We start from the raw sequence: 25924 nt of genomic DNA, 5'->3' as shown, positions 1-25924 counted from the left end.
GCTATATCAATGAATTTAATACGTTTCGCACTCCGCAAACCCATATCCATCTTAGTTTTAGTGGCTGGATTGTTCTTTTTCGGTATTGGGGCCATCAATCAGATCAAGGTTGATATCCTTCCGCAGATGAACCTTCCGGTAATTTATATTGCCCACCCTTTTGGCGGATATACCCCTGATCAAATGGAGGCTTATTTTGGTAAACAATATGTTAACATCCTGCTTTTTGCAAACGGTATTAAAAGTATCGAAACCAAAAATACGCAGGGTTTAATGTTAATGAAACTAACTTATTACGAAGGCACCAACATGGCGCAGGCCGCGGCAGAGCTAAGTGCGCTTTCTACCAGGGCGCAAGCCATTTTCCCGCCAGGTTCGCAACCGCCCTTCGTGATCCGTTTTGATGCTTCGTCGCTTCCGGTTGGGCAATTGGTATTAAGCAGCCCTATCCGCACCAACAACGAATTGCAGGATCTGGCCAACACCTATGTACGTCCTAGTTTTTCCGCTATACCGGGTTTGCTTTCTCCCGCCCCTTTTGGTGGTAGCCCAAGAACAATCGAAATTAATGTGAATCCTTCACTTTTGCGTTCGCATAACCTAACGGTAGACCAGGTGGTTGAGGCCATCAGACTGAATAACCAGACTGCGCCTTCAGGAAATGTGCGGATTGGCGATAAAAACTACATCACCCCCACCAATTATACCATTAAAAAGGTTAAAGATTTTGAAAATATTCCCTTATTTAAAGGCAGCGTGCAAAACTTACAACTCCGCGATGTGGCTACTATAAAAGATGGTGCCGATTTAGTAGCGGGTTATGCCCTAATTAATGGTAAACGCTCCGTGTATTTAAGTATCGCTAAATCTGGAGATGCCTCTACCTGGGATGTAGTTAAAAACTTAAAGAAAAACCTACCGAACATCCAAAATACCCTACCCGAAGATGTTAAACTTTCTTACGAGTTCGACCAATCTGTTTATGTAATCAACGCGGTAAAGAGTCTGATTAGTGAGGGGGCAATTGGTGCCATATTAACCGGACTAATGGTTTTACTTTTCCTGGGTGATAAACGTGCAGCATTGATCGTTATCCTCACCATTCCTACCTCTATTATTGCTGGTGTTTTGTTCCTGAAATTATTCGGACAAACGATCAATATTATGACCCTGAGCGGATTGGCTTTAGCCATTGGTATTCTGGTAGATGAATCGACCGTAACTATAGAAAACATCCACCAGCATTTTGATATGGGCAAACCGAAGGCACTGGCCATTTGGGATGCCTGTAAGGAAATCGCTTTCCCGAAACTATTGATCCTGTTCTGTATCCTCGCTGTATTTGCACCTGCCTTTACCATGACAGGGATACCAGGAGCACTATTCTTACCGCTGGCATTGGCAATCGGTTTTTCGATGGTGGTTTCATTTCTCTTATCGCAAACTTTTGTACCCATTATGGCCAACTGGCTGATGGTGGCACACCCGAAAAAAGGCAGTGAACATCACCCGGGTATTACACAGGATGAGGCTGATTTTGCTGCAACCGGAATTACATTGGAGTCGGAAAAAGATACTTTGAACCAGAAAAGGGTTTTAGTCGAGCGTGAAGATTTTAGTGGCAATGGCAAAATTGGTTTCTTCGATAAGTTCAGGAACCGTTTTATGCGTTTCCTCGACCGGATATTACCTTACCGAAAATCTGTTGTTTTGGTTTATTTGGTGGTTATTATCGGTTTGGCAGCGTTACTATTGGTTAATATAGGTCGCGATGTTTTGCCAAGAGTAAATTCGAGTCAGTTTCAGTTGCGCTTACGTGCACCCGATGGAACACGTTTAGAACGTACCGAAGAAAAAGCGAATGTGGTTTTAGCTGAATTGAAAAAAATGGTTGGCGAAGAGCATATGGGTATATCATCCGTGTATGTTGGTCAGCACCCTGCCCAGTTTTCAGTAAATCCAATCTATCAGTTTATGGCGGGTCCGCATGAGGCCGTTTTCCAGGTAAGTTTAAAAGACTTTGAAGAAGATATGGACGATTTTAAGGATCAGTTCAGGGAAAAAATCAAAAAAGTACTGCCTGATGTTAAACTTTCCTTCGAGCCGATTGAGCTAACCGATAAGGTATTGAGCCAGGGCTCTCCTACACCTGTTGAAGTGCGTATTGCAGGGAAAAACAAAAAACTGAATGAAAAGTATGCCAATAAAATCCTGGCGGAATTGAAGGAAATCCCATACATGAGGGATGTTCAGCTCGCGCAGCCCATTAAATATCCATCGTTAAATATCGATATCGACAGAACACGTGCGGCACAGATCGGGGTAGATATGGCTGATATTTCGAGATCATTAATTGCCTCAACTTCGTCATCCCGTTATACAGATAAAAATATCTGGCTGGATGAAAAAGCCGCTTTGCCTTACAGTGTTCAGGTTCAGGTACCACTTAATCAAATGACGAGTAAAGATGATATCGGAGAAATTCCTTTATTAAAAAATTCGGCACGACCGGTTTTGAGCGATGTGGCAAAAATCACGCCTGATACCACTGCAGGTGAAAATGATAACATTGGTGCTATGCCTTTCCTGTCGGTAACGGCCAATCTTTACCATACCGATCTGGGCTCAGCATCAAAAGATGTAGAAAAAGCCATTAAGGACGTTGGCGAACTGCCACGTGGATTAAATGTTACCGCTATAGGCTTAAGCAAAGTGCTGACTGATACTTTAGATAGTTTACAATCAGGTTTATTTGTAGCCATTGTGGTCATTTTCTTAATGCTGGCAGCCAATTTCCAGTCTTTTAAAGTACCATTGGTTATTTTAGCCACTGTACCCGCGGTTATTTTAGGCTCGCTGTTGTTATTAACGATTACCGGATCAACCTTAAACCTGCAATCGTATATGGGCATTATCATGTCGGTTGGGGTGTCTATCGCCAATGCGGTATTGCTCATCACCAATGCAGAGCAATTAAGAAAACACAACGGCAATGCGCTCGAATCGGCACGTGAAGCCGCTGCATTACGTTTACGCCCAATCATCATGACCAGTATCGCGATGATTGCGGGTATGTTACCCATGGCCATTGGTCATGGCGAGGGTGGTGGGGCCGTTTCACCACTGGGTAGAGCCGTTATTGGTGGTTTATTGGCCTCAACATTTGCCGTACTCATTATATTGCCACTGGTATTTGCATGGGTGCAGGGAAAACAGACTACCGATTCGATATCGCTTGATCCGGAAGACGAAGAAAGCATCCATTACATTAAAGGTTTACAAGAAAACGAATAAATCATCATCACAAATGAATACGAAGATATTTTCAACAGGATTATTAAGTACAGGGTTTTTAGTGCTAACGGCCATATATGGCTGTGGGCACTCTGAATCGAAAGTAACGCCCAGGAAAGAAAAAGAAGCAGCGATAGCTACCTTCGACCTCAAAAAAGAAAAGCTATCTACCAAACTAAGTTTACCGGGCGAATTAATTGCTTTGCAACAAGTAGATCTCTACGCCAAAGTAAGCAGCTTCGTAAAAACCTTAAAAGTCGACATCGGCTCTGAAGTAAGCAAAGGCCAGTTGTTAATGACTTTGGAAGCACCAGAAATGACTTCGCAGCTGGCGGCCACACAATCGAGGATAAAAGCACAGGAAGCCATTTATACGGCCAGCAAAGCCAATTATAACCGTTTGTACGAGACCAGTAAAACTCCTGGAACCATTTCTACCAATGATCTGGATCAGGCAATGGCCAAAAAAAACGCAGACCTGGCACAGCTCGAAGCGGCGAAAGCGGCTTACAAAGAAGTGGGTTCCGTTCAGGATTATTTAACCATCAGGGCGCCATTTAGCGGAATTATCTCGGCCAGAAATGTGAATTTAGGCGCTTATGTAGGTCCAACTGGTAAAGGATCTGATTTGCCTTTGTTTACTTTACAGGATCAGAAAAATTTGCGTTTGGCGGTTTCCATTCCTGAGGTTTATACCGGTTATTTGAAAGCTGGCGATGAAATTAGTTTCACGGTTAAATCATTACCAAGCCAAACTTTTAAAGCAAAAGTGAAACGTTTATCGGGTGCTTTAGATCTTCGCTTACGCTCCGAACGCATTGAAATGGATGTGCCGAATGTTGACAAGATTTTGTTACCGGGTATGGTTGCGGAAGTGAACATCCCGCTTCCGGCCAATGCCAGCACTTTTATCATATCTAAAAAAGCTTTACTGGATACCAGCGAAGGATTATTCGTGTTAAAAGTAGCCGACAACAAAGCGGTTAAAGTAGGGGTAAAAAAAGGTAGGGAAACCGATGACCAGGTCGAAATTTTTGGCGATTTAACAGAAGGTGACAAATTAGTGGCAGAACCAACCGAAGAAATGCACGAAGGAATGACGATTAAACCCTAACTTTACTTGTATTAAGCACTTAAAATATGTTATCAAAAAATCAAGAGCTTTCTACCCTTCAAAAAAAGGAAACATTAGAGGATTTTTATAATAAATTAAAAATCACGCGGCCAGAAATCCCTACGCCTAGCCTGGGGATGATTAATGATATCGGGCACTTTAATGTTTTTAACAGAACTACCGTGTGCAGCAATGTACCATCTGTTTTTAGCCGCAGAGATTTTTATAAAATTTCCTTGATCATTGGCAATGGCATTTTGCATTATCCTGATGCACAGATTGAAATTAAAGGACGGGCATTACTGTTTACCAACCCAAACATTCCATATTCCTGGGAAAGTACTTCGCCAAAACCTGCTGGTTTCTTCTGTTTATTTACCGAAAATTTTATCCATAACCGGAACGAAACCCTTCGCGATTCTTTATTGTGGCGAATTAACGATAATCCGGTAATCCACATTAGCGAAGAGCAGGAAGTAACCTTAAGGGATATCTTCATCAAGATGATGAAAGAGATGGATGGGGATTACATCCATAAATATGATCTGCTGAGAAATTATGTGCAGTTGATCGTTCACGAAGCACTAAAGGTTAAACCTCAGGATGTTGTTTTTAAACAGAATAATGCATCGGCACGCTTAACTGCATTGTTTATCGAATTATTGGAAAGGCAGTTCCCTATTGGTTCTACCGAGCATATTTTAGAGTTAAAAACGGCGCACGATTTTGCCTTCCGCTTGTTGGTGCATGTAAATCATTTAAACCATGCCGTAAAAGAAGTAACCGGCAAAACCACATCTGAGCATATTTCTAGAAGAATAGCAACCGAAGCGGTGGCCCTACTGAAACATACCGAATGGAATATCGCACAGATCGCTTATTGCCTGGGTTTCGAATATCCGGCAAATTTCAACATATTTTTTAAACGTCAGATGCATTGTACCCCAAAGGGTTTTCGTGCAAATTGATGATAATCTTATTAAACCTAGTCGTTTAAATAGTCGAAGCGCCAATCCTGAACCGAGGAAATGGCGCTTTTTTATTGTCAGATAGCTAAATGGCCCATCATCTCCGATCGTTTCGTCATTTCGAGGGGAGTGTAATGAAACCTGAAATCTATGGAGAGGGTCGTCACCCTGAACTTGTTTCAGGGTCTTATCACTAATGATTTTCAGAAATAGATGCTGAAACAAGTTCAGCAGGACGCACCTTTGAATAAGAATCCCTTGTATTTGCAATTCCTTTTTAATCTACCACCGCAACATGATCGCTTTTATCAGCATTCAATACCTATCCAACAGAGATTTATCCAATCTTTAACCAGCCTGTAATACTCATTCGTTGTTTATGGGTAAGCAACACTTCGTGTGCCAAATCAGAACTTTTAAAGAAAACACTTTTGCCGTTATTGGGTGGTATATCCTGTTCCTCATCAACATGATAAATGCGCAATTCTCCCCCATCTTCCATTTTCCAACCGGCATTTAAATACATAATCATCGAATATTGCCGGCTTCCGTTGTGCTGAAACTGATCGATATGTTTTTTATAAAATGTACCCGATTCGTAAAGTGTGTAATGAAACTCATAGCCGGTAATTCCCGTATAACAGGTTCGGTTTAAGTAGGCAACAAATTCGTCCATCAGGTCGAAGAAATCATTTTCGTACTGGTTTTCGTGTTTTCGATCCAGCCAGTAAATCACATCGCTCCTGATTAACTTATCCTGATTCACTACCACATCGTTACCCACACCAGCATTTAAAAGTTTTTTGTTTTCGAATAACCCGATCAGGTTATCTTTAAGGTGTGCCGCCAGTGAAACACTTAAAAAGTTCTCGGCTATCCCTACTTTATCCTCGATAAAACTATCAATAAGGCAATCAAATATTTTCTCCAACAGATTAAATTAATCTTAAAACAGCTCGCCTAAGGGCGGTAAGGTAGTCTTAATTAATGGCTAATCTTAAAACTAATTGTTAAATTGCCTACAAAAGTCAAATCTTATGAAATATCTATTTACGCTCTTACTATCAATTTGTTCCTGTGCCTTGATTTTTGCCCAGGACACGTCAAAATCCGTTCAAAAAAAAGTAATTAAAGTATCTACCTCAATAGCACATAGCAAACTCGATACCAACAGAGTTGTATACGATGAAACGGGGAAAGCACTCCGCTATTATCAATATAGCAAGGTGATGAATACGGGAGAATATTCGATTAACTATGACGGAAATCCATCTCTGCCAACCACTAAAGCCTTTTTAAAGAAAATCTCTCAGGAAGAACAATTCAAAAGGTATGAAATGATAAAAGAATTCATGAAAATCAATAATTCTGCTATCGCTGAGGGCAAAACACTGGATGTTTCTCCCTTAACTGCATTTTATGAAAAAGAAAGGCTCGAAAATAAAGCCATTGTTTTGGTATTCTGGTACGCAAACTGCCCTCCATGTACAGAAGACTTTGCAGATATTGGTACCTTTATGAAGCAAGTAGATAACACAAAGGATTTATTAGTGCTGGCAATTACCACTGATGAGCAGAAAATTGCTGCAGCTAAACTAAAAGAAAAACCTTTGTTATATGCAGAATTAATTAGTTCGGGGCGCGCCATTGCCGATGCCTATCAAATAAAAAGTTATCCATCGTATATTGTCACCGATAAAAACCATGTTATAAGGTATGCCATTGCCGGTAGTTCTCAAATTACCATTCCCGGATTAAAAAATGCTATAAAAGCTGTTTTACAACAATAATGAACATTTTCCCAGCCCAATATTCCACTTTATCAGCCGCGGCTTTAAAGGATTATTTAATTACAGCATATCAGTTAAATCCGTCTACAACATGCCGGTTACTCATCCGAAATGTAAGTGATACTTATATTCTGGAAAATCCGCAACAGAAATATATCTTCAAAATTTACCGCGATGCACACCGGAAACGCAACGAAATCGAAGCTGAAGTAGAATTGCTCAACATTTTAAAAGCAAATGGAAATTCGGTTTCCTGGCCAGTTACAGATGTGGAAGGAAAACAGATCCAACAGCTTAATGCCATAGAGGGTGTTAGAAACGGCGTGTTGTTTTCTTTTGCTGAAGGAAAAGTGATTTTAGACCTGGAAGATACACAGCTCATCCAATTGGGGCAAGACATGGCCAAACTGCATCAAACTACTGCTTCGTTAAAACTCGGGAACCCACGACCTGTATTCAGTTTCGAAACCACTTTATTTGAACCCTTAAAAGATCTCGAACCTCATCTTTCAGAAATGAAGGAAGAATATGAATATTTGCGCAACATTTCAGAAAAAGTAGTTAAAAAGTTCGAAGCATTCGATACTTCAAAATTCAGTTATGGTTATTGTCACTATGATTTCTTTCCTAAAAATTTCCATTTTGATGAGCAGGGAAAAATTACCTTCTTCGACTTCGATTTTGCAGGCGAAGGTTATCTGATTAACGATTTAATGTCGTTCCTTAACCACTATTTCTTTCATCAGCTCAATAACCTGATTACAAAAGAACAGGCAGAAAAGGATTTTAATACCTTTTTAAATGCTTACCAACAGGTGCGCCCCTTAACTGATGATGAATTAAAAGCCATCCCTTACCTGGGCATTACCTTTCATATTTTCTTTTTGAAATTCTTTTATGATAATTACGATGATTGGTCGAATGCTTTTTTAAGCCCCCGATATACAAAACACCGTGTAACGCTGATTAAAAAATGGGAAGAAATGTATTGTAACTTTTAGGCAATGCTACCTTAAATCTCGACATCCTTGTTTATCTTGTATGGTAATTCAAAATCAATAAGATGGATCAGAAAATAATTAACCTGTATGATGAGTATACCCACAGTCAGGTAAGCAGAAAAGATTTTATGAGAAAGCTGGCTATCCTGGCGGGCAGCACTGCACTGGCCATGACTATTTTGCCGATGCTGGAGAATAATTATGCGGCCGCGGCAGATTTTACCAGCGATGATATCGAAGTTGAAAACATTACCTATACAGGTGTTGATGGTGAAATGAAAGCTGTACTGGCTAAACCAAAAGGCAAAAAGAATTTGGGTTGCGTACTGGTTATTCATGAAAACAGAGGTCTGAATCCACATATTATTGATGTTACTAAACGTGTAGCCGCCGAAGGTTTCCTAGCCCTTGGTGTTGATGCGCTCTCGCCGCTTGGCGGAACCCCTGCAGACGAAGATAAGGGGCGCGAACTGATCGGGAAATTAGATCCTGAAAAGAACTTACAGAATTATTTAAAAGGCCTGGATTATTTACGCAAAAGAAAAGACGGAAACGGTAAAGTTGGCTGTGTTGGCTTTTGCTGGGGCGGTGGAATGGCCAATAAATTAGCGGTTAACGACCCTAAACTGCAGGCCGCTGTTGCTTATTATGGCGCACAGGCCAATGTAGCAGATGTTCCGAAGATTAAAGCCAGTTTAATGTTACATTACGGAGGTTTGGATGAACGCATCAATGCCGGAATTCCAGCTTATGAGCAGGCTTTAAAAGAGAATAAAATTGATTATAAAGTTTACATCTACGATGGGGTAAACCATGCTTTTAACAACAATACCTCACCCACCAGATACAATGAAGCAGCTGCAAAACTGGCCTGGAGCAGAACAATTGATCTGTTTAAACAAAAACTGGCCGTGTTAACGAGGTAATAAATTAAATTCGCCATGTCCGTCCGTCATTTCGAGTGGAGTGCAGCGGAATGGAGAAATCTGTTAAAGATGCAATTAAACCAAATTTAAAAGGCTTCGCCAAAAAGCGTGGAGGCAAGTCATCTTCCGCTATGCAATAACAATTGCTCTATTTTGGAAACGTACGTTCAGTGTTTCATAGATGCTGTAGCCCCGCCATCGCTTATAGTCCTCACTGCGTTGCGGGCTATTCCGCTCTGTCGGGTTTATTAACAGAGGCAGGTAGAATAATACCCTAATCGTACCACTAATGCCGCCCCTTAAACCCGATTGCAATGTAAAGCCCACAGCGAGGCACGAGCGAGGACTTGGAATAAAAAGCGGGACTGCCAACACCGAAAAGTGCTGTAACTGCTTTCACCAAAAAAACTAACCTTGCATAAAGACTTAATAAGATTGCTTCCAAAAAGCCGAGGCAAGTCATCGTCCGATATGCAATAACAATTGCTCTATTTTGGAAACGTACGTTCAGTGTTTCATAGATGCTGTAGCCCCGCCATCGCTTATAGTCCTCACTGCGTTGCGGGCTATTCCGCTCTGTCGGGTTTATTAACAGAGGCAGGTAGAATAATACCCTAATCGTACCACTAATGCCGCCCCTTAAACCCGATTGCAATGTAAAGCCCACAGCGAGGCACGAGCGAGGACTTGGAATAAAAAGCGGGACTGCCAACACCGAAAAGTGCTGTAACTGCTTTCACCAAAAAAACTAACCTTGCATAAAGACTTAATAAGATTGCTTCCAAAAAGCCGAGGCAAGTCATCGTCCGATATGCAATAACAATTGCTCTATTTTGGAAACGTACGTTCGGTGTTTCATAGGTGCTGTAGCCCCGCCATCGCTTATAGTCCTCACTGCGTTGCGGGCTATCCGCTCTGTCGGGTTTATTTAACAGTGGCAGGTAGAATAATACCCTAATCGTACCACTAACGCGGCCCTTTAAACCCGATTGCAATGTAAAGCCCACAGCGAGGCACGAGCGAGGACTTGAAATAAAAAGCGGGACTGCCAACACCGAAAAGTGCTGTAACTGCTTTCCAAAAAAAAAACAACTAACCTTGCGCTACAAAATTGCTTCCTGGAAAAGCCGAGGCAAGTCATCGTCCGATATGCAATAACAATTGCTCTATTTCGGCATGATATTTCTTAGCTGCCCTTAGGTGTCTCAGGTGGTAAAAAAGTGCCAAAATAAATCCCCCTTCAACATATCCGATTAAAATTTATCCAATACTTTTTCAGCATCGCCCGAAATGATGATATCGCTTTTATGTTTTTTAGGATAGTTAAACAATAAGGATGTTAATACGGGTATAATGAAAATTGCCACTGTAAAAACAGACACAAAAAGATCGGTTCTTTCACTTTCAATAACACGGGCAACAGGCGAATCTTTATAGAAATGTGTTACTAAGGATGAAGTAAGTTTAATTCCTAAAACAGCAATTACGATGAATGCTATCGTTTCTAAAAAGGTAAATTTCTCCATCAGTTTAACAAATGCCTGTGCTACAAAACGCATAGCCAAAATCCCGATAAAAACACCAATATAGATTAACCAGATATGATCGGTAAAAGCCACAGCAGCAAAAACATTATCGATAGAAAAAGCCAGATCCATTACCTCTACTAAAGCAACAGTTGCCCAAAAATTCCCCATTAAGCCAACAGTAGATTTATAAATCCAGCTTTTGCTTTTGTCTACTTCCTCTTCTTCTTCCTTGCCTTTATTGTTCTTTTTTCTACAATAATCGAAAGCCAGGTACAACAGGTATAAACCGCCAAGTGGTTTCAACCACCAGATTTTAACTAGCCATGCAGCCAGGAACAAACAGATCCCTCTAAAAACATATGCGCCAATAATACCATATTTTAAAGCTTTTTCTCTTTGCGATTTTGGCAAATCCATTACCATAGTAGCCAAAACAGCAGCATTATCAACCGAAAGCAAACTTTCGATCACAATTAAATTTAAAATAATGAGTAATCCGGCCTGTATATCATCACCTAAAATCGTGTGCAAAAAATCCATTGACGGCGTGTGTGTTAATTAAAGTATTAGTTGGGCAGCAAAGAAACAAAATTTATCAGTCCAAAATGCTTCAATCTTTTTTATTAGTTAAATCGTCTTTCAGATTAGCTACTTTATCAATAAAACCTTTACCTTACAGGTCTGAAATTTTATTTGCTGATCTCCAGTTGGTAAATATTACCTTTTTCTCCAGCCAGCACAATCTGTTTTCCTTTCTTCGCTTTTTGAATCGCATTAAAGCTTTTATCGGAAATGTGTTTCCAGTTCTGACCACCATCTGTAGAAATATCTGTTCCTGAGGTACCCGTAGCGATTAAAGTTTTAGCATTAATATAGGTTACGCCTGATCGGAAGCCTAAAACCGGCGTAGCTGGCTTTTGCCATGTTTTCCCCCCATCGCTTGTTAAAAGAATATTATTCGAATTTTCTTTATCTTTTACGTAGTTACCCCCAACTGTTACACCTGTTTTTTCATTAAAAAAATCTATTGAAAAAGGACCGGTACTCCCCTCGCCCTGTAAAATCGGGCATTTAAATACTTGCCAGGTTTGGCCATAATCGGGCGAAAAGTAAATGTTAGATACGGTTCCGCCTGATGCAATCCAGGTTTTGCCACCAGGTAATGTTTTAATGGTTGTACCACTGGCCGCAAAACTGGCTTCGCCTTTGCTTAAGTTAGTTTTGAGGTTTGCAGAAATATCCTGCCAGCTTTTACCGGCATCTACAGTTTTAAGCAACTGCATTTTATCATTTATGGGATCGCCAAAAATGAGTCCTTTATTTTTATCCCAGAAACTTAGCCCATCCAAAAATATGGCCGAATCTACATTTTTATAGCTTTCTGTCCAGGTTTCGCCACCATCTGTGGTTTTCAAAACATATGCAGGAGAGGCAATACCCACAATAATGGCCTGCTTATCGTCGAAAGCTTCGATATCCCTGAAATCGATTTTCTCGTACCCTTTTGGTTTTAACCATTTCCAGGTTATACCACCATCAGTAGTTTTTCCTACCGATCCATTACTACCACTTACCCAGGTAACCTGGTCTGATACCACACTTAACCCACGTAAACTGGTTTTGGTATTTTCATTCAATGGTTTAATGGAATACGATTGCGCAGCGCAAAAAAAAGGTGCCACTAAAAGGCACCATAAAATTCTCTTCATTTATAAATTATTTTACTCGTCTAAAAGTCTCTGACCGGCCTAAAAGAGAAATACCAACATAACCACGAACGTTTAACACATCGTTACTTTTTAAAGACAGGTTACAGCTGTAGGTTTTACCGCTTTTCGGATCGTAAATCGTTCCATCCGTCCACTTACCATCATCGTAAACAAAATCTTTCAGTATTTCCAGATTCAATAAAGCGCGCTTCTGTAACTTTTCGTCAGGGTTTTTCGCATCTAATTTAGGTTTACCATTTAAATTCGGCTCCTTCATCCAGGCTAATTTTCCATAATACTTATCGCCTTTTTTATAGATTTCTATTTGCCCTTCTCCTGAAGGATTAAGCCATTTGCCCACAATAGCATCTTTGTTCTGCGCAAATGCAGAAAACGATACCGCAACAAAAAGCAACATTAAAAATGGTAACTTCCTCATATTTTTTATTTCTAGTTAGTTTTTAAAGATAATAATTACACCTTATATCAAAACACTAAATAAAGAGAAAAAGTATGAGAATGTTAAAAACTATAAAATTTACTTCGAAACGATTGGTAAATACTTAGCCCGGTAAGCATAAAACAAGAATAAATTAAACAGGAGCATCACTGCAACCATCGGCAAATCTTTCGGACCTAAAAATGCATGGTAAAGAAAAATATTTAAGGTAACCGGGAAAATTACCAGCGCAGCTAAAGGTGCTGTACGGCCAATAAGCAATAGTATACCTCCCACCAGTTCGGTTATTTTAATCAATGGAAAAAGATACACGGAGGCCATCAAGCCAGTCATAAAACTCGTTTGTGCCGCGGTCATTTCCGGAGCTTTCGGCATTATATTAAGAAAATAGCTCACAGAAGCAAAAAGATACATGGCGGCTAAAAGCACGCGTACAATAATAACTGCAATTTTCATAGTGGTTTTAATTTTGGGTTTCTATATTTAAAAATAATAAAAGTTACTTATAGTTCAATAGTCATTGGGCATTGGTTATTAGTTCATTAGTCAATAGTTCATTGGTTATTAGTTCATTGGTCATTAGTTCATTGGTCAATAGCCAAAGTTTATCAACCATGAGCCATTAACCATTAGCCACCAATCCAAAACTACAGACTCATGACTCAGGACTCATGACTCCGGACTCAGGACTCCCCCCCCGTTCCCTCACTTCCGACTATTTATTATAATCGTAATTCACCATCCATTGAATACCAAATTTATCGGTAGCCATACCAAAAAGCGCGCCCCAGAACATTTTTTCTAAAGCCATTGTTACTGTTCCACCTGCTGATAGGCTGTTAAAAAGGGTGTGTGCCTCTTCTTCGCTTCCCGCATCAACTGATAGTGAGATTCCGGTACCGAAAGTAGATGCAGGCATTGGGTCGGTAATATCGGTCCCCATCAGTATGTTGCCGCCAATCGGCAAAGCGACATGCATAATTTTGTTCTGATCGCCTACCTCCATGCCTTCGCATCCCGGCGAATCTTTAAAGCGTTGCAGTACAAGAAAATCGCCTCCGAAAACAGATTTATAAAAGTTAAATGCTTCTTCGGTGTTACCGTTAAAATTTAAATAGGTGTTAAGTGTAGCCATTGTTTTGTTGTTTTTTCCCGGGATGGTTAATTATTATTTGTTTCGATTAGTTTAATCCAGTTATTTACAAACTGCTCCAGCGCAACCTGTTTCTCTTCAATATCAATCATGCTGTAAAACCTTGCCTCTCGCCTATCTTTCCAATTGCCCTGCAATAGCGATGAATCTTCGATCATTTTTCCATCGTAAAAAATAAAAATGATCTGTACATATCCATTTGCCCGAAGGTTAAAAGCAGCCAGATCTTTTATATAATAAAAGCTTGGTGAATTCCATTTAATCCTTTCCTGCAGTTTAGGATTTGCATTCAGGATGATATGCCGTAACCGCTCGATTTCCTGCTTAAAAGGATGCTCAAGTTTTTCCATGTAATCATTAACCTGATCTGCTTTCGGCATCTGCTCCTTACTCCTCATGTGCAAGTTTCGTTAATTTAATGTCCATCCATGGCACCCAGTTTTTACCATCAAACTGTTCCCATGTTCCTTCAATGGTATTGGCTTTGAAATTTCCTTTAAATCTTTCCGTATCGGCAAATATTAAAATGATATCATCGTAAATTTTAAGGGTTGATATGGCAATATTACCTTCACTATCGAACGATTGCGACCTAAAAACATCTTCCATATCATCATAATGTGTAATTTCTAATGAGCGGATCTTTTTATCACCGAACATCACATCTACCTGGTGTGTTAAGAAAAAACCGCCGTCAACCCACTCATAGGTATCTGTTCCGGTAATGACATCACCCGATTTTGTTAAACCTTCTGTTTTCCATTTACCGATATAGGGATTTAGCAGATTAAGCCTGTTGTTTCTCATAAATTTAGTTAAAAATCAATTGCTATCCAGCTCGTTGTAAATATTTTTTAATTGGTGTACGTGTCGTTGTGTATGATAAATTACAAAATAAACCGCCTCTAAACGGGTTAGAAAACCATAACCGGGCAACTCAAAGGCGCTGCAGGTTTTAGTTAAATCCAGTCCTGCTATAGCAGTTGAAATCCCATCCCTGATCTGTTTCAAACTTTCTAATAATGCATACTGATGATAGGTTTTATCTTCAGGATAAATCTCTTCAGGTGAATTGAACTTAACATTGAAATTCAAAAAATCATTTCTAATCTGCGCTACCATCAAATCGGCTGGCTTATCTGTTTCGGTTACCGGACCATTTATCACTTCCAGAAAACCCGAATTCGACAAAATCATATGTTCGGCCAATTGGCCTGCCGTCCAGCTTCCTTCAAAAGGTACCACATTAATTTGCGCGGTATCAAATTTTGATAACGTATTTTCTAATGCCGACAAAGTTTCGTTAGCTTCTTTTATTATCTTTTCCATAACTTACATGTAATTCATTCCAGGGTATCCCAATAACCTCCGCCATAAGGCAATCTGTCCGATACAGTTCGCTTCGCGGTAGCTGCTAAAACTGATCATTTCAAACAATGTTATTTCCATTCCGGGGATACTGAGTTTCTCTTCCAGTTTCTCATCGGTAGCCTGGGTTAAAGCTTCCTGCAGCTTTGGCGAAATTGCTGTCCAGTCTTTTATCAAATCTGCTAACGATGGATAAGTGGCATCATCAATAATGCCTTTATTGTTTTCAAAAAGTTCGTCGGTTATAGAGGGGAGATCGATTCCAAATGATTTAGCTAAAAAATAGCGCCCATGTACCACACTCCCTGTAATCCATGCAATATGGTTTGCTTTAGTATCTAATCTTTTTTGGGCATCCTTTTGGTCTATGCCATCCAAAGCCCTCAATAAAAAATCTGTCTGCATTTCGTAAAGCACAATAAAGCCGTACATTCTGCTACTCGTTGGTGTGGTTTTCATATCGTTATTGGTTAGGTAATTAACTTGAATAAAGTTAGGGCTTAATTCAGATGAACACCCTTGCCGTAAAAGTCAATCTTAAGGGGCATTTCAGACAATTTTTATATATTTACGATACCTTAATTTTTAACCAAATGATACAAGTAGGTGTTTTACTGCCCCAAAATTTCAGATTATTAAGCATAGCGGCTATTTTAGACGTATTTGATACAGTTAATGGTTTTTACAGAAAAGATGCCCTTGAAACGCCATTTAACATTAGTTTAATTACCCTCGACGATAAAAATTATAATTTTAGTACACATCCTTGCGTGCCTTTGCAAAAAACCGGGCAGTTTGAATTGATTTTAGTGCCATCATTTGCAACCAATGATATTAAAGACTGCATTGGGGCCAACAGGGGTTATATCCCATGGTTAAATAAACAACATGCAGCAGGGGCCGAAATTGCGACCTTTTGTACCGGGGCATTTTTACTTGCCGCATCGGGACTGTTGGATGGCAAAGCGGCCACCACACATGTTGATGCCTGCTCTGCTTTTTCTCTTGCATTCCCTTTGGTTCATTTAAAGGCTGATAAAACGGTAACACAAGATGGCAAATTATTTACTAGTGGTGGCGCCACCTCTACTTTTCATTTATTACTGCATCTTTTACAGCTTCATTGCGGAAAAGACATGGCCGTTAAAGTGGCCAAGATTTTTGCGATCGATATGGACCGCGTAAACCAATCTTATTTTAGCACCTTCCAGCCTATCCGTCACCACAATGACGATATCGTTGCCTCTGCGCAAGAAAAAATTGAAAATAATTACCAGGATGTGGCCACTATTGAAGAGATGATTAAAGATATTCCTTCCAGTAGAAGAAATATTGTGCGTCGCTTTAAACAGGTCATCGGCATTACCCCTATCGAGTATCTTCAGCAAACCCGTATCGAAGCCGCTAAAAAGTTATTAGAGCAAACGGCGCAGCAAATGACAGAGGTGATTTACAATTCCGGCTATAACGATCCAAAAGCATTTAGAAAAGTGTTCAGAAAATCAGTCGGCATGACGCCAACGCAGTATAGAGATAAATTTCAGGCCAGGTAGATTTAAGAATTGAGACTTTCCAGCCCGTTGTTTAATTAGATACCATATTTCAGACTGGCTGTTTATTTTTTTGAAGCGCAAAGCTTGTGGTTCTTGGTAAATGGCTGTCCCGCTTATCCTATTGTATGAACACATCTTTTGATTTGGATTTTTTATGCATTTTGCCAACCAACGTTAATAAACTTCAAGTTTGCCGAAGAACGTCGTCAATCCCAAGTGGCAGAAAAATCAAAAAAACAGTTGCAGAATAGAACAAATAGCACTACCAAACCTTAAACGCAGTGGTTTTGTGTTCAATAATCATGATTCCCAGTTTTTAAAAGGTATGAACACAAACCCCGAAGGGCTCAATCAGACCAAAGAAAAGAAAAACAATTCCTGATTAAACGAAGTGCCGCTGTTTTTTTGATGAGCATGGGGTAGTGAAAAGCCACATTGCCGGATTGACAAAGCGCTTTGGGTACTTTGGCGCTCCAAAATGCGCCAGCATTCTTGAGCACAAATAAAAACAACATAATCTGCGAAAAACTACCATGCCCCCGCGGCAGAGAGCGGAAAAAAAACCAACAAGATAGTTTATTTAAGAACAAGGGGGCTTAATAGCAAGGAAAAATGCTGATCCCGAAGCTTCGGGACAGTATAACAAACGCCTTTGGACTATGTGCAAACAATACAGGCTAACAAAGTTGTGTCCACACGATGGATGCAATCGGGGCTATAAATGCTTTAATCTGTACCAAACATCAAAAAACACTATTGCTTAGAAAAAGCCTGCTGGTATTTTAATGGCGTTTTGCCAGTTATTTCTCTAAAATATTTATGAAAACTGGTAAAATTATAAAACCCACAGTCGTAGCAGATTTCTTTTACCGTAAGATCATTTTCGATCAATAATTTACAGGCCTGCCCTACCCTGATCTCGTTCAGAAACTGCGTATACGTTTTTCTGCTTTTAGTTTTAAAGAATTTACAGAACGAATTGGGGCTAATTTTAGCTACCGCAGCAATTTCCTTTAGTTCTATTTTATTTTTGTAATTGCTGATGGTATAGTTATAAATAGACTGGATCCTGTCTTTTTCGTTCTCCAAAAAGTTTGGTTTAAATCCTAATGAAACCAATATATTTTTTTCTTCGCAATTGGCTATTTCAGTTAATACTTCGAGTATTTTTATAATCCTCATCGTACCTGTAGCCTCAATAATCTGCGGCATTAAACTGGCAATCCGCTCTTTCGAAATTCCTTGCAGCTGAATGCCTTGTCGCGATTGCAGCAAAACTTTTTTGATTTCCTGATTTTCTGGAAGCTCGAGAAAATCCTTGCCTAAAAAATCCTCTTTAAAATGAATCGCATAAACATCTACCGGTTCACCCGCTTTTTCGTCAAAAAATTCGGAGTCAAAGCGCCAATAATGGGGCAAATTGCTCCCCAATAAAACAACATCACCATCCTTAAAATTTTTAATGCTATCGCCAATAAACTGCGTTCCTCTGCCTTTTTTAACGTAAATCAATTCTAAAGCAGAGTGGTAATGCCAGCGGTTGTTTATATCGGGCATAACATCTCTTCGAGCGCTAAAAGAATCTACCGAATTAGTAGATACATTAAGTAAATGCGGTTTCATAAAATCTTAAAAAATCAATCTAATATGCAAAATTATTTTGCAATGTAAAAAATTGAGCCAATATCATTTAATAATTAGGTAATAAAGTTAAATTTTTATTAACGCTTAACGGCTTAATTTGTAAAGCAACAACTCACTAAAAACATTTTATGAAAGTTGGATTATTTATTCCTTATAATATAGACCAGTTGTATCCTAAAGTTGCCTTTGCAAGCTTAGCATTGCTGGAAAAACCTGGTTTAAATTGATCATTGTGCCCACGGAGCCAGAAGTTTAACTATTTTTATCTTGGCAGAACCTGCTTAACCATTTATAACCAAACATCATATGAGCCACACACCATCAACAAACTTTCAGGTATCCGATACGCCAAAAAACGGCAAGGGATACTTATTCCCATTAATTTTGGTCACCAGCCTGTTTTTCTTCTGGGGCTTTGTCCATAACCTCGATCCGGTATTAATTCCGCATTTGCGCAAAGCTTTCCAGTTAAACGTTTTCGAATCTACCCTGGTCGATTCATCTGTTTTTATCGCTTATTTTTTACTGGCACTGCCTGCAGGCTATATTATGCGCAAGTACGGCTATAAAAGCGGTATTATACTGGGCCTTGTTTTGTTCGCCATCGGCTGTTTATTATTTATACCCGCAGCAAATACCGCACAGTATATATTTTTCTTAGGCGCACTTTTTATTATCGCCTGTGGTTTAACCTTTTTAGAAACCGCGGCAAATCCTTATGTTACCGTGTTAGGGCCACCGGAAACCGCTACCCAACGATTAAACTTCTCTCAGTCATTTAATGGATTAGCGGCATTCTTAGCCCCCGTACTCGGTGGTAAATTTATTTTTACAGAAGTAAAATATACCGATGCCCAGTTGGCGAAAATGTTGCCTTTAGAAAAACAGGCTTATATGCTTGAAGAGGCCTCGACGGTAAAAGCACCTTATTTAATTTTAGGCATTCTGATTATTGTGGTAGCCATCCTGTTTATTTTCACCAAGCTGCCTGATATTAAGGAAGAAGAAAATGCCCAGGAAAAAAGCAGTTTTAGTCATGTATTAGGCCATAGCCATTTACGCTGGGCCATTATTGGGCAATTCTTTTATGTAGGCGCACAGGTTTGTGTATTGAGTTTATTTATCAGTTTCGTCACCTCATCGGCTGGTATCAGTCAGGATGCAGCAAAATGGTATGCCGGTGCAGCAGGCCTGGCTTTTATGGTTGGCAGATTCGCTGGAACGTTCTTCATGAGATACGTAGCTGCCCATAAATTGTTAATGCTTTACGCATTAATCAGTGCTGTACTTACCCTCGTATCTATTTTTGCAAGCGGCATGATTACCGTTTATGCTTTAATCGGCGTCTCTTTCTTTATGTCGATCATGTTCCCAACCATATTCTCATTGGGTATAGCAGGTCTGGGCAAGGATACAAAACTGGGTTCGTCGTTAATTGTAATGTCAATTGTTGGCGGTGCTTTTTTACCGCCGGTATTGGGTTTAATATCAGATGCAACACACAATATACAATATGGGTATTTAGTGCCTTTTGTATGTTTTTTAGTGGTTTTCTACTTCGGCTGGAAAGGATGGAAACCCAATCACATTGAAAAAGAAATTAGTTTAGAAGTATAATATACAATGAGCCATCATGATTTTTCAAAACGAATATAAAATCATCACGGCTTCATAACCGATAAAAACAGATTATAAATAGATGAAAAAATTAGTCATCAAGATTAACCATGCAGATAACGTTTTGGTTGCGTTACAAGATTTACCTAAAAACACCGAAATAGTGCATGAAGGAAATACCTACGTTACTGTTGATGAAATCCCTGCCAAGCATAAATTTTTTATGCAGGATATGAAAGCAGGCGATGAGGTAATGATGTATGGCGTTTTGGTTGGAAAGGTACAGTTTGATGTAAAAGCGGGTATGCGAATGAATGTGGAGAATACCAAACATGCAGCAGAGCCATTTGCCTATCGCAATGTTAATTATAAATGGGAAGCACCTGATGTTAGTAAATATGCCAACCGCAGTTTTAATGGTTATCACCGTAAAAATGGCGAAGTGGGTACCGCAAACTATTGGTTGTTTATTCCGACTGTATTTTGCGAAAACAGAAATCTCGATATCATTAAAGAATCGCTGTATAGTGAGCTGGGTTATGCAGTAGATGATAAATATAAATCTTACACCCACAAACTGGTTCAGGCCTACGAGAATGGAGAAGATATCCATAACATTAGTTTCGAGCCTAAAGTAGATAAAGCCAGCCGAACCTTTAAAAATGTAGATGGGATTAAATTCCTCACACATAATGGTGGCTGTGGCGGAACACGTCAGGATTCGGATACGCTGAGCAAATTATTGGCGGCTTATGCCCATCACCCCAATGTAGCCGGTATTACGGTTTTAAGTTTAGGTTGTCAGCATTTGCAGGTAGAAGATTTTAAACGCGACTTGTTTGCACTTGATCCTGATTTTGATAAACCCCTTTTAATTTTCGAGCAGCAAAAAGCACAAAGCGAAGAAGAATTAATCCAAAATTCTATCCGCAGTACTTTTGAAGGATTGATGTTCATTAATAAACAAGCGCGCGCAGCAGCACCATTAAGCAAAATGTGTGTGGGTGTAAAATGTGGCGGTAGCGATGGTTTTAGCGGCATTTCAGCCAATCCATCTGTTGGATATTGTGCCGATTTATTGGTGGCCTTAGGCGCCAAGGTCTTATTGGCCGAGTTTCCTGAACTTTGTGGTGTAGAACAAGAAATGATTGATAGATCTGTGGATCAGCCGACCGCCGAAAAGTTTATCCGTTTAATGACGGAATATGATGATCTGGCGCATAAAGTGGGTTCTGGTTTTTACATGAATCCTTCTCCAGGCAACATTAAAGACGGTTTAATTACCGATGCGATTAAGTCGGCAGGTGCTGCACGAAAAGCAGGCTCCGCGCCTATTGTCGATGTTTTAGATTATACTGAACCTGCCACTAAACCAGGCTTAAGTTTGGTTTGTACACCAGGGAATGATGTGGAAGCAACTACAGGTAAAGCGGCTGCCGGCGCAACCTTAATTTTATTCACCACCGGTTTGGGTACTCCAACCGGAAATCCGGTTTGCCCCACCATTAAAGTAGCAACCAATTCGATCCTGGCGAAACGCATGAGTGATATTATCGATATCGACACAGGCGCTGTAATCAATGGCGAAAAAACCATTAACGAAATGGGCGAAGATATATTGGAATACTGTATTAAAGTGGCCAGCGGCGAGGAGATCCCTAAAGCGGTACAACTTAATCAGGATGATTTTATCCCCTGGAAAAGAGGCGTAAGCCTTTAACATGGAAGATGGACGAGGGAAGAGGAAAGATGTATGTCCTGAGCTAAATTTGAGTTAGCATGATACAGGCAATTCAGGTCAGATGCTGTCATGTTGAGTTTCCCGAAGAATCGGGACAAGTAGTCGAAACACCTTAAGAGAGTTTAAATAGGTCCTTCGACAAGCTCAGGATGACAAATCTACATTTATGATACAACCTCGTAATGCTTTCAACTTAAACGCTTTGCGCTCAGCAGTTATAACAACAAAACATTAACCAAATATGAATTTAAATTTAGACGGCAAAATAATCCTGGTGAGCGGTGGCGCAAAAGGCATTGGCGCAGCAATTGTGAAAGCTTTAGCTATTGAAAATGCTTTCCCCATCATTATTGGCCGTAACGAAAATGATAACCTGAAAATGCTTCAGGAAATAACAGATCTAGGCTTAAAAGCAGATTATTTTACGGCAGAGCTTACCGCACCTGAAAGCTGCAAAACCATTGTTGATGCAATATTGGCAAAATATGGCAGAATAGATGGCTTAGTGAACAATGCTGGAGTTAACGATGGTGTTGGCCTTGAAAATGGCACTTATGAAGGTTTTATGGAATCGCTACATAAAAATGTGGTGCATTATTACCTTTTAGCCAAACATGCCCTGCCTGCACTTAAACAAAGCAAGGGTTCGATTTTAAATATCGGTAGCAAAACTGCAGAAACCGGACAAGGTGGAACATCTGGTTATGCCGCATCTAACGGTGCCAGAAATGCCTTAACCCGCGAGTGGGCAGTAGAATTGTTGCCATTTAGCATTCGTGTTAATGCCATTATTGTGGCCGAAGCCTGGACTCCGTTATACGAGAAATGGATTAACTCTTTTGAAGACCGTGATGAAAAACTAAAGAACATTACCGATAAAATCCCTTTTGAAAACAGAATGACCAGTGTGGATGAGATTGCCAGCATGGCGGTATTCTTATTATCAGATAAATCCAGTCATACTACAGGCCAGCTGATCCATGTGGATGGCGGTTACGTACACCTGGATAGGGCTTTGTTGTAAATATTTATACTCAATTCATCAAGACGCGTCATTCCCGCGCAGGCGGGTAATCTTAAAGCACTAGTATTTGGCATTAAGATTATCTTCATGAGCACACTGTGGTTCCCAATCAACCCGATAGCTATCGGGTTGGGAATGACGTAACGCGCTTAACTAAGCTATTTCTTTTTCCTTTCTTCCAGATAAGCATGCCATAACAACATTGTAGCAATGGTTCGGTGAGGTTTAAATTGATCAGCTACTGCCAATATTTCTTCTTTACTAAGCCCTGCTTCCAAGCCTTTTACTTTCTTTAATGAGTTAACCGCAGCCAAATCACCGATCGGAAAAACATCGGTATGGTGCAAAGTAAAAATCAGGTAAATATCTACCGTCCAATCGCCGATACCTTTAATGCTTTTAAGCTGGTTTCTAATAGTTACATCGTCCATTGTTTCCATTTTGCTTAAAGACAATGTTCCACTGATCAGGCTTTCGGCCAAATGACGAACATAAATCGTTTTTTGCCGACTGAAATAACAATCTCTTAATTCCTGATCGGTAAGCAAAAATAAGCGTTCAGGCACAACTTCTCCTATCTTTTCTTTCAGCTTATTTAAGGCAGCCAATGCTGATGCCAAAGAAACCTGTTGTTCCAGGATAATATGTATAAGTGATTCGAAAGTATTCGGTCTCGACCAGAAAGGTGGGTATCCATATTTATCCAAGATGGGTTGTAAATCTGCATCGCTGCTGCCTACTAAATTACAAAGCTGGTGGAAGTTGGTCTGATCAAAAGTTTCGAACATTTTTATGGATGTTGATTGGAACGGATCAATTTTGTATATTCAATTATAATACAATCAACAAATTAACCATTTTAATCCCATTTTAAGATGAGATGGTTACTTTTGTCGGATGCTAAAGATTGGAATAGCTGAAGACGACCCTAAAATTGCTGAACTCTTAAAATCGGCACTCGAAGAAAACGATTACCAGGTGTTTACTGTAGCCAACGGTATTGATGCACTGGAGCTTTTCTTGGGCGAAAGCTTTAACCTGTTCATTATCGATGTAATGATGCCGCGGCTTAACGGCATTCAGCTTTGTAAACACATCCGTGGAAATGCCGTGCAAACACCGATTTTGATGCTTACCGCTTTGGGTGCTATTGATGATAAGGTTACAGGCCTGGGAGCTGGGGCTGATGATTATCTGGTAAAACCTTTCCACCTGAAAGAACTCCTGGCAAGAGTTGCTGCACTTTTACGCAGACAACCTATTGTTACCGCTCAAACTGATCATAAATTATATTTCGAAGACCTAGTGCTCAATACTTACAGCAAAGAAGTAAGCCGTGGAGGAAAAACCATTGAACTTAGCGCCAAAGAATTTGTGCTGCTCGAACTGTTTATGCACAATCCCAACCGTTTACTCTCGCGGCAATTTATAGCAGAGCAAGTTTGGGACATCAGTTTCGAAACCGGAACCAATGTAATTGATGTGTATATCAATTTCTTACGAAAAAAGATCGAAAAGGGTTTTGAACGGAAACTCATCCACACCAAAATCAATATGGGTTATATCCTGAAATAATGAAAATAAAGGATCGCATAGCATTATATTTTACATTGATCAGCACCTCATTGCTGTTTGCTGTACTTTGTACTGTGTATTTTACTTTCATGAAATTTTTGGAAGCAGATTTTTTCGAGCGCCTCACCGACCGTACCATGGTTACGGCCAAACTTTACCTCGAAGCCGACGAAATTAGTCGGGATGCGTTGAACAATGTGCGCCATAAATACCTGCAAAAGTTAAACGGCGAAGTTACTCGCATTTACGACAATAAAAACAGGGCCACCTTTATTGGCGATTCTGCTCAATACTGGACTAATTCTACTATCGATGAAGTTCGCAAAAAAGGCCGTTTAAAATATACTGATGGCCAGCGGCAGGTAGTTGGCATTTATTACAAAGATAATCAGGGCGACTTTGTAATCCTGGCTTCAGCAGATGATCAAGGCTCGCACAACAGGCTCGATAAGTTATTGAAGATCATGATTTTCATCTTCATTCTAATTTTCCTCATCGTGCTATTGTTGAGCCGGTGGATTGCACAAAATATGCTAAAACCCCTACAAAAGTTTATGCAGGAAGTAAAACAGGCGGGCTCGCAGAACATGGAGTTCAGGGTAGAAGAAAAGCACAATAAAGATGAAATCAACCTGATTGCCAAAAGCTTCAATCATTTAATGGAAGAACTGGAACAGGCTTTTATTTTACAGAAAACCTTTGTGGCCAATGCCTCTCACGAACTTCGCACACCCGTAACGCGGATCATGATGAATGCTGAATTAGCTTTATCCAAAGAAAGAGACCATACAGCTTATGAAAAGGTAATTGCTTCTATGCTCGAAGATGCCGAGAAAATGGAACACATCATTACCGGATTGCTCGCTCTTGCAAAAATGGATCTGGAACTGATCAATTCTCAACTTATTCCAATCAGGTTAGACCACCTGCTTCTCAAAATACAATCTGAGTGGAAAGCGCAGAAAAACCTTGACCTTAAAATTACCTATCAAAATCCCATTGATCCAAAACCTGAAATATTGGCCAATGCTGTACTATTACAAATTGTCTTGGATAATATCATTTCAAATGCTTTTAAATTTTCTGACAATCAACAGGTAAGCGTTGTTGTTGAAGCAGCTGAAAATGACTTTCTCATTCACATTACGGACAATGGAACAGGTATCGCTACTGAGGAACAGGAAAATATTTTCAAACCCTTTTATACGCGGGCAAAAGATTTTGGTCGTCATGGCGAAGGAATGGGACTTTATATGGCTCAAAAAATTATCGATCTGCTAAAAGGTGAAATAACTACCACAAATCTTGAAAAAGGAGGTTGCACTTTTACGGTGAGATTGACAAAGCTTTAGTAGCTATTTATTACTTCATTCTAATTTTACAACTCGATCGTCACCCTGAATTCATTTCAGGGTCTTAGCGACAGAATAGATGCTAAAATAAATTCAGCAGGACAAT

At 39.8% G+C, this 25924-nt stretch carries 24 protein-coding genes; 12 read left to right on the top strand and 12 right to left on the bottom strand.

Annotation, left to right across the window (positions count from 1 at the left end; genetic code table 11):
• Positions 1-9 precede the first annotated feature (9 nt).
• Genes AC07YT_RS07580 through AC07YT_RS07570 form a run of 3 tightly spaced genes read left to right on the top strand, consistent with a single transcriptional unit; the run spans position 10 to position 5376 of the window.
• Entirely contained in the window at positions 10-3294 is a 3285-nt protein-coding gene (locus AC07YT_RS07580) for an efflux RND transporter permease subunit (RefSeq protein WP_086545479.1), read from the top strand.
• A gap of 13 nt (positions 3295-3307) precedes the next feature.
• Entirely contained in the window at positions 3308-4408 is a 1101-nt protein-coding gene (locus AC07YT_RS07575) for an efflux RND transporter periplasmic adaptor subunit (protein WP_086545478.1), read from the top strand.
• 26 nt (positions 4409-4434) lie between these two features.
• Complete coding sequence (locus AC07YT_RS07570) at positions 4435-5376, top strand: helix-turn-helix domain-containing protein (protein WP_086545477.1); 942 nt, start codon at positions 4435-4437, stop codon at positions 5374-5376.
• Between the two features lie 337 nt (positions 5377-5713).
• On the opposite strand, the gene AC07YT_RS07565 is transcribed toward AC07YT_RS07570, so the two are convergent.
• Positions 5714-6307 (bottom strand): 2OG-Fe(II) oxygenase, encoded by a 594-nt coding sequence (locus tag AC07YT_RS07565; protein WP_086545476.1) that lies wholly within the window; start codon positions 6305-6307, stop codon positions 5714-5716.
• A 106-nt stretch (positions 6308-6413) separates the two neighbouring features.
• Between AC07YT_RS07565 and AC07YT_RS07560 the strand changes: the two genes are divergently transcribed.
• The 3 genes from AC07YT_RS07560 (at position 6414) to AC07YT_RS07550 (ending at position 9093) form a co-directional block, all read left to right on the top strand.
• Positions 6414-7166, top strand: coding sequence for a TlpA family protein disulfide reductase (locus AC07YT_RS07560; protein ID WP_086545475.1), 753 nt, complete (start codon positions 6414-6416; stop codon positions 7164-7166).
• A complete protein-coding gene (locus AC07YT_RS07555; protein WP_086545474.1) occupies positions 7166-8167 on the top strand; it encodes a phosphotransferase in 1002 nt (333 codons plus the stop codon). The genes AC07YT_RS07560 and AC07YT_RS07555 overlap by 1 nt, the downstream gene beginning before the upstream one ends.
• 62 nt (positions 8168-8229) lie before the next feature.
• Complete coding sequence (locus tag AC07YT_RS07550; protein ID WP_086545473.1) at positions 8230-9093, top strand: dienelactone hydrolase family protein; 864 nt, start codon at positions 8230-8232, stop codon at positions 9091-9093.
• A gap of 1253 nt (positions 9094-10346) precedes the next feature.
• Here AC07YT_RS07550 and AC07YT_RS07545 read toward each other — a convergent pair.
• From AC07YT_RS07545 to AC07YT_RS07505, 9 genes are all read right to left on the bottom strand, one after another.
• Positions 10347-11162 carry a TerC family protein gene (locus AC07YT_RS07545; protein WP_086545472.1) on the bottom strand — a complete coding sequence of 272 codons (816 nt, stop codon included), beginning with the start codon at positions 11160-11162 and terminating at the stop codon, positions 10347-10349.
• Positions 11163-11311: 149 nt separating this feature from the next.
• On the bottom strand, positions 11312-12331 hold the full coding sequence (locus tag AC07YT_RS07540; protein ID WP_086545471.1) for a WD40/YVTN/BNR-like repeat-containing protein: 1020 nt from the start codon (positions 12329-12331) through the stop codon (positions 11312-11314).
• A 7-nt stretch (positions 12332-12338) separates the two neighbouring features.
• The gene (locus tag AC07YT_RS07535) at positions 12339-12770 is read right to left on the bottom strand and encodes a DUF2147 domain-containing protein (protein ID WP_086545470.1); all 432 of its coding nucleotides are present in this window, start codon (positions 12768-12770) and stop codon (positions 12339-12341) included.
• A 99-nt stretch (positions 12771-12869) separates the two neighbouring features.
• Positions 12870-13247 (bottom strand): DoxX family membrane protein, encoded by a 378-nt coding sequence (locus tag AC07YT_RS07530; RefSeq protein ID WP_086545469.1) that lies wholly within the window; start codon positions 13245-13247, stop codon positions 12870-12872.
• A 259-nt stretch (positions 13248-13506) separates the two neighbouring features.
• Entirely contained in the window at positions 13507-13926 is a 420-nt protein-coding gene (locus tag AC07YT_RS07525) for a VOC family protein (RefSeq protein WP_086545468.1), read from the bottom strand.
• A 26-nt stretch (positions 13927-13952) separates the two neighbouring features.
• Complete coding sequence (locus AC07YT_RS07520; protein ID WP_494945255.1) at positions 13953-14342, bottom strand: DUF1801 domain-containing protein; 390 nt, start codon at positions 14340-14342, stop codon at positions 13953-13955.
• A complete protein-coding gene (locus tag AC07YT_RS07515; RefSeq protein WP_086545467.1) occupies positions 14332-14751 on the bottom strand; it encodes a hypothetical protein in 420 nt (139 codons plus the stop codon). Before AC07YT_RS07515 ends, AC07YT_RS07520 begins: the two co-directional genes overlap by 11 nt.
• Positions 14752-14766: 15 nt before the next feature.
• Entirely contained in the window at positions 14767-15273 is a 507-nt protein-coding gene (locus tag AC07YT_RS07510) for a DinB family protein (RefSeq protein ID WP_086545466.1), read from the bottom strand.
• A gap of 3 nt (positions 15274-15276) precedes the next feature.
• Positions 15277-15771: a DinB family protein gene (locus AC07YT_RS07505; RefSeq protein ID WP_086545465.1), complete on the bottom strand. Its 495-nt coding sequence runs from the start codon at positions 15769-15771 to the stop codon at positions 15277-15279.
• A gap of 134 nt (positions 15772-15905) precedes the next feature.
• Between AC07YT_RS07505 and AC07YT_RS07500 the strand changes: the two genes are divergently transcribed.
• Positions 15906-16865, top strand: a complete 960-nt coding sequence (locus AC07YT_RS07500) for a GlxA family transcriptional regulator (RefSeq protein WP_086549268.1) — start codon at positions 15906-15908, stop codon at positions 16863-16865.
• Between the two features lie 753 nt (positions 16866-17618).
• Here the strand turns inward: AC07YT_RS07500 and AC07YT_RS07495 are convergent.
• Complete coding sequence (locus AC07YT_RS07495; RefSeq protein ID WP_086545463.1) at positions 17619-18488, bottom strand: AraC family transcriptional regulator; 870 nt, start codon at positions 18486-18488, stop codon at positions 17619-17621.
• A gap of 327 nt (positions 18489-18815) precedes the next feature.
• Between AC07YT_RS07495 and fucP the strand changes: the two genes are divergently transcribed.
• The 3 genes from fucP to AC07YT_RS07480 all read left to right on the top strand — a co-directional run bounded on the left by fucP (position 18816) and on the right by AC07YT_RS07480 (position 22891).
• On the top strand, positions 18816-20126 hold the full coding sequence (gene fucP, locus AC07YT_RS07490; RefSeq protein ID WP_086545462.1) for an L-fucose:H+ symporter permease: 1311 nt from the start codon (positions 18816-18818) through the stop codon (positions 20124-20126).
• A gap of 82 nt (positions 20127-20208) precedes the next feature.
• Positions 20209-21846, top strand: coding sequence for a UxaA family hydrolase (locus AC07YT_RS07485; protein WP_086545461.1), 1638 nt, complete (start codon positions 20209-20211; stop codon positions 21844-21846).
• A 262-nt stretch (positions 21847-22108) separates the two neighbouring features.
• Complete coding sequence (locus tag AC07YT_RS07480) at positions 22109-22891, top strand: L-fucose dehydrogenase (RefSeq protein ID WP_086545460.1); 783 nt, start codon at positions 22109-22111, stop codon at positions 22889-22891.
• Positions 22892-23049: 158 nt separating this feature from the next.
• Here AC07YT_RS07480 and AC07YT_RS07475 read toward each other — a convergent pair whose 3' ends face one another.
• Positions 23050-23679: a DNA-3-methyladenine glycosylase family protein gene (locus tag AC07YT_RS07475; protein ID WP_086545459.1), complete on the bottom strand. Its 630-nt coding sequence runs from the start codon at positions 23677-23679 to the stop codon at positions 23050-23052.
• 109 nt (positions 23680-23788) lie between these two features.
• Here AC07YT_RS07475 and AC07YT_RS07470 point away from each other — a divergent pair, with 109 nt between their 5' ends.
• Both AC07YT_RS07470 and AC07YT_RS07465 read left to right on the top strand, forming a co-directional pair.
• Positions 23789-24466, top strand: a complete 678-nt coding sequence (locus AC07YT_RS07470) for a response regulator transcription factor (protein ID WP_086545458.1) — start codon at positions 23789-23791, stop codon at positions 24464-24466.
• Positions 24466-25818 (top strand): sensor histidine kinase, encoded by a 1353-nt coding sequence (locus AC07YT_RS07465; RefSeq protein ID WP_086545457.1) that lies wholly within the window; start codon positions 24466-24468, stop codon positions 25816-25818. The genes AC07YT_RS07470 and AC07YT_RS07465 overlap by 1 nt, the downstream gene beginning before the upstream one ends.
• The last annotated feature ends 106 nt before the right edge of the window (positions 25819-25924 follow it).

This window comes from Pedobacter sp. GW460-11-11-14-TSB4 (genome assembly GCF_059423705.1).
Note: the sequence above shows the minus strand (reverse complement) of the source record. Positions and strands in the feature narration are given on the sequence as shown.